The sequence below is a fragment of the Actinosynnema sp. NPDC023658 genome (assembly GCF_040639995.1).
Lineage (GTDB): Bacteria > Actinomycetota > Actinomycetes > Mycobacteriales > Pseudonocardiaceae > Actinosynnema.
The window spans coordinates 1-4,708 of the sequence record NZ_JBFAAX010000453.1 but is presented as its reverse complement, the minus strand read 5'-3'; the positions used below and the strand labels follow the sequence as shown (position 1 = coordinate 4,708).

Here is a 4,708-nt window from a genome sequence, read left to right as displayed (position 1 = left end):
CCAGGGTGCGTCGCCCCGGTGTCAGCTGATCGCGAGCCGGAAGCCCAGCCGGCCGTGCCCGATCCCGGCGTCCTGGCCGAACGTGCCGGTGCCGAGGCCCTTCGTCGCGCGCACCGGCGACGTGGCGCAGTCCTGCGAGATACCGGGGTGGGTGGCGCCGGTGTCGCCGACGTGACCGATCAGCCGTCCTTGCGCCACTGCGGCCGATCGGGCCGCAATACCACGTGAATGCACGAATTCCCCCCTCGACGAATGCGAAGGGGATCGAATCGGGACAGGATCGGGCACGCCGGTCCCGCCGATTGCCGTTAATCAACACCCCCGGATCGAAGCAAGAATTCGATCCCCCGTTCGCACCTTAACCGAGCAGCCGACCGCCACAACCCCCGGCGAACCACTTCACCCGAAAGGCCGCCACCCCCCTTGATCATGGGGAATGGCGGTTCGGCGGAGGTCGACCCGGCAAAGCCGAGGCCGCGGGTCGCTTTTCCGCGGCGGCAACTCCCCCACCGCGCGGACCCGCGTGAGGAAACCTGTCGATACCGTCGAGACACCACAACACAACGATCAGGACTGCCAGTCCAGCAGGTCCAAGTCCTTCGGCGCCAGCGAGGTCGACCGCACGAGTTCCCGGAGCAGGTTGTCGTTCAGGGCATTGCCTACGGGTTCCCCGACCTCCTCGCGGGTCAGGCCGTGCACCCCCCGGCGGGACAGGCGGTCGCGCACGACGCTGACCCGGCGCTCCAGCTTCTTGGCCGTCCACCCCGCGTCGGGTTGGAGTTCGGCGAGCCGGAGGGCCGCTTCCTTCCACGTCAGCGGTTTCGGGTTGGGGTCGCGCAGCAGGTAGTTCCGCCCCAGGGCGACGAGCATCACCTTCTCGTCCGGCGTCAACGCGTACGGCCGCGGCGGGTCGGTGTCGGCGTCGTGGCGGGAGCGGGGCTGCGCGCCGTCGACGCCGGTGACGTAGACCTCCAGCAGGTGTTCCCGGTCCCGCGAGCCGGGCACGAGCAGCGGCGTGTACCCCTCGGCCAGCGGGATCGCGCCTTCCTCCGCGAAGAGCCACTGCGAGCGGGGCAGGCGGATCGGCCTGCGCCCGGTGTTGCTCAGCCACCACCGGCCCTGGCGGTGGGTCAGCTCGCCGTGCCTGCGGCTGACCTGCTGGTCGTCCTCACCGACGCAGACGTGCACCAGCGGCCGGTTCCGTCCGAAGTAGACGGTCCGGCCGTCGCGCGGGCCGACCGCGTACCCGCCGCCACCGAGGGCGAGCACGTGCACGGACCCCGGCACCGCGCGCGCGACGCCGCGGGTCAGGCTGTCGTGCCCCCTGGGCAGCAGGAGCCCACCCGGGTGTTCCAACTTCGGCTCCACGAGCCGACCTCCTCACCTGTGGCAGACCGCCCCGCGCACGCTCTCGGTCCGACTCTCGTAGATTCCGCCCTCACCGGTGGTGCCACGCACCAGGAAGCAGTACTTGCGGCCCCGATCGGGATCGACGGCCACCGTCGCCGTGTGGCTGAACTGCACGAGCTTCGTCCGGCTCGGCTCGCCCTCGGCCCAGTACCGGACCGCGAAGTACATCCGGTCGTCCGTCGCCGTCCAGGTGAGCGAGACCTCGTCGCCCAGGTCGGTCGGCTCCTCCAGCTCCACCGCCGGCGCGGGCGCGTCCGCGACCGACGGCAGGGAGTCCGCCGCCGGCGGCTCCGGCCGGGCGCGGAGCCACAGCACGACCGCCAGCGCGGCGACCGGCACCAACGCCAGGGCCGCGTACCAGCGCCACCGCGCGGAACCGGCCGGGGCCTCGGGCGCGGTGGCCGGTGCCGCCGCCGGACGCCGCGCCGGGTCGGGGGCCAGCATTCGACCGATGGCGGTGGACAGCGCCACCGGGACGTCGGGCCGGCTGACCGCGGGCACCGGATCCCCGAGCACGCGCAGGATCCGCTCGCCGGTCAGCTCCCCGATCCGGCTCGGGTGCGGCGACCTCCCGGTCAACGCGAAGTGCAGCACCGCGCCGAGTCCGTACACGTCGGTCGCCGCGCCGACCACGCCGGTGCGCAGCGTCTCCGGCGACACCCACTCGATGCCGGCCAGCGGGTCGCGCCGGAACCGCTGCCGCTGCGCCACGCCGAAGTCCGCCAGCACGGCCTCACCGCTCGCGCGGAACAGCACGTTAGCAGGTGTGATCCCGCCTTGCAGCACGCCGAGCGCGTGCGCCGCGGCCAGCGCGCGCGTCAACGACTCGTGCAGCGCGCTCACCTCTTCCGACGGCAGCGGCCCCTCCCGGCGCACGCGGTCCGCCAGCGAGTCGGCGCACAGCTGCATCCGGAAGGCGTGCCGGGTGCCGTCGACCAGTTCGACGCCGTCCAGCGGCAGCACCGGCGCGGACAGCCCGGCGAGCTTGCCCCTCTCCTGCTCGATCGTCGCGAGCGTGCGCCGGTCGAACCTGCCGGGGAACACCTTCAACGCGACCCCGTCGACCGCGTACACCTCGGCGACGGGGCCGGTGCCGAGCAGTTCGTTCATCGGATCACGAACACCGCCCTGATCCGCTCACCGAGCGGACGCCCGGCGAGCGCGCCCCGGACCTCCGCGACGGCCTTCCACGCCGCGGCCACCGTGCCCTCGTCCGCGCCCGCACCCGACCACAACGCCGTGTCCAGGTGGACCGCGAGGCGGTGCAGGCCGTCCACGACGGAGCCGGCGGAGACCGCGGCGAGGTCACGGGCAGTCATGCCGGGCGTGATCCGGGTGCCGTGCGCCCGCAGCAGGTCACGCACCTCCCACCAGGCGCCGACCACCCCGCGGGCGCCGGTGAAGCGCTTGCGGCGCGCGGTCCGGACGAGCTTGCCGACCGGGATGGCGAGCACCACCACCACGAGCAGCGCGAGCAGGCCCGCGACACCCCATAGCACCGACACCCACACCCCGGTCCACGAAGTCGCCTCGTCCACCGGCGCGGGCGTCGACACGGGCGGGTCGGGCAGCTTCTCGTTCGGCGGCGGCAGCTCGGCCCGCGCCTTCGCCGTGACCTCGGCCAGCCCGGTCGGCGCCGGACCCGCCCCGCTCGCCGTGCCGGCCGGGTCGAGCGGCACCCAGCCGACGCCCTCCACGGCGACCTCCGGCCAGGCGAGCACGTCCTTGTTGCGCACGACCACCTCGCCGGCCGGCCGGTCGCGGGGCGCGCGGTAGCCGACGGCCAACCGGGCCGGGATGCCGACGATCCGGGCCAGCACCACGTACGACGCGGCGAACTGCTCGCTCGTCCCGCGCTTGGTGTCCAGCAGGAACTTGCCCAGCTGCGGCCAGCCGCTCCCGGTCGGCAGCTCGGAGCCGGTCGCGACCCGGTAGTTGTCGCTGAGGTACTGCTCCAGCACGAGCGCCGTCCGGAACGTCGGCCGCGCACCCCTGGTGGCCGTGTTCGCCAGCTCCGCGATCCCGTCCCGCACGGTGCCCAGGTCGCCGGGTCGGACGTCGGACGACACCGCCGCGTCGGGGAGGCCGGAGAGGTCCCCGAACGGCTCCCGCCAGCGCAGGTCGTACTCCGCCGGGCCACCGCGTTCCGGCAGCAGCAGCGTGCCGGCGTCCTGGTCGACGAGTGGCCGCACCGCGCCCGTCACCGAGCTGGGCATCGCCTGGCTCGGCAGCCATCGCTGTCCACTCGGGACGGTGACGTGCGCGGAGTGCTGCGTCGTCGGCACGCTCACCCCGGCCGGCGGCGCGATCTCCGCGCCCAGCCTGCGGTACCGGTCGTCCGCCGTCCACGTGACGCCGTCGAAGCCGTCCAGCACCACCAGTCGCCAGCGGTCCACGGGGGCGTCGCTGGTGTACCTGAAGACCTCCGCGTCGGGATCGGCCAACCGCGCCGCGACCTCGGCCAGCGGGCTCACCTCCCGCGGCAGCGGCACCCCGGCGAACTGGTTCTGCCGCACCGAGTACGCGGGCCCCGTCGGCACCGCCAGGGCGGCGACCCCCGCCACGACGCTCAACCCGACCGTCAGCGCGACCGCGGACCGCGCCGGGGAGGCGAACAGGCCGGCGACGGCGACCGCGTAGGCGAGCGCGACCAGCGTCGCCACCGCGCCCGACACCGCGATGAAGGCCTGGCTCAGCAGGAGCAGCACCAGGCTCGGCAGCACGGCCGCGGCGGGCCGGCGCAGCAGCTCGATGCCCACCGAGGCGGTGAGGAGCACGAGCAGCGGCACGAACAGCAGCAGGTCCGCCTCCGGCCGCACCGGCCACGTCGACTGCAGCGTGAGCTGCCAGGAGTCGGTCACACCGGCGACCAGCCCCGTCAGGCTGGCCGCGGTCGGCAGTCCGCCCACGGTGGTGTCGAAGAGCGCCAGTTCGACCAGCGCGAGCGCACCCGCCGCCAGGACGAGCAGTGGCCGCCACGGCCGCAGCGCGGGAAATCGCAGGCACAGCTCGAAGACGGCGTAGCAGGCCACGACGACGCCGGCGATCGGCGGCACCAGCGCCCCCAGCCCGAACACCGGGGCGAACAGCAGACCCGGCACCGCGGTGGCGAGCAGCAACCAGACCGCGTGGACCCTCGTCATGCGATCACCGTCTGCCACTGGCGGATCGCGTCCACGGCGTTCGCCGCCCGCAGCACCCGCACCCCCGGCACCACCGGCGCGGCGCCGTGCGACCCGACCACCAGGATCACGTCCCCGTACCGGGGTCGCACGCCGACGAGCGCCGCGCGATCACC

At 74.2% G+C, this 4,708-nt stretch carries 4 protein-coding genes; all 4 read right to left on the bottom strand.

All coding sequences use genetic code 11. The annotated features are described in order from the left end of the window. Nucleotides 1-21 precede the first annotated feature (21 nt). The 4 genes from AB0G02_RS28730 to AB0G02_RS28715 all read right to left on the bottom strand — a co-directional run bounded on the left by AB0G02_RS28730 (nucleotide 22) and on the right by AB0G02_RS28715 (nucleotide 4,553). Complete coding sequence (locus AB0G02_RS28730; RefSeq protein ID WP_360799819.1) at nucleotides 22-198, bottom strand: hypothetical protein; 177 nt, start codon at nucleotides 196-198, stop codon at nucleotides 22-24. Between the two features lie 369 nt (nucleotides 199-567). Continuing rightward, entirely contained in the window at nucleotides 568-1,368 is an 801-nt protein-coding gene (locus AB0G02_RS28725; protein ID WP_360799817.1) for an FHA domain-containing protein, read from the bottom strand. A gap of 12 nt (nucleotides 1,369-1,380) precedes the next feature. Next, a complete protein-coding gene (locus tag AB0G02_RS28720) occupies nucleotides 1,381-2,520 on the bottom strand; it encodes a protein kinase (protein WP_360799814.1) in 1,140 nt (379 codons plus the stop codon). Continuing rightward, nucleotides 2,517-4,553, bottom strand: a complete 2,037-nt coding sequence (locus AB0G02_RS28715; protein WP_360799811.1) for a transglutaminaseTgpA domain-containing protein — start codon at nucleotides 4,551-4,553, stop codon at nucleotides 2,517-2,519. Before AB0G02_RS28715 ends, AB0G02_RS28720 begins: the two co-directional genes overlap by 4 nt. Nucleotides 4,554-4,708: the final 155 nt, after the last annotated feature.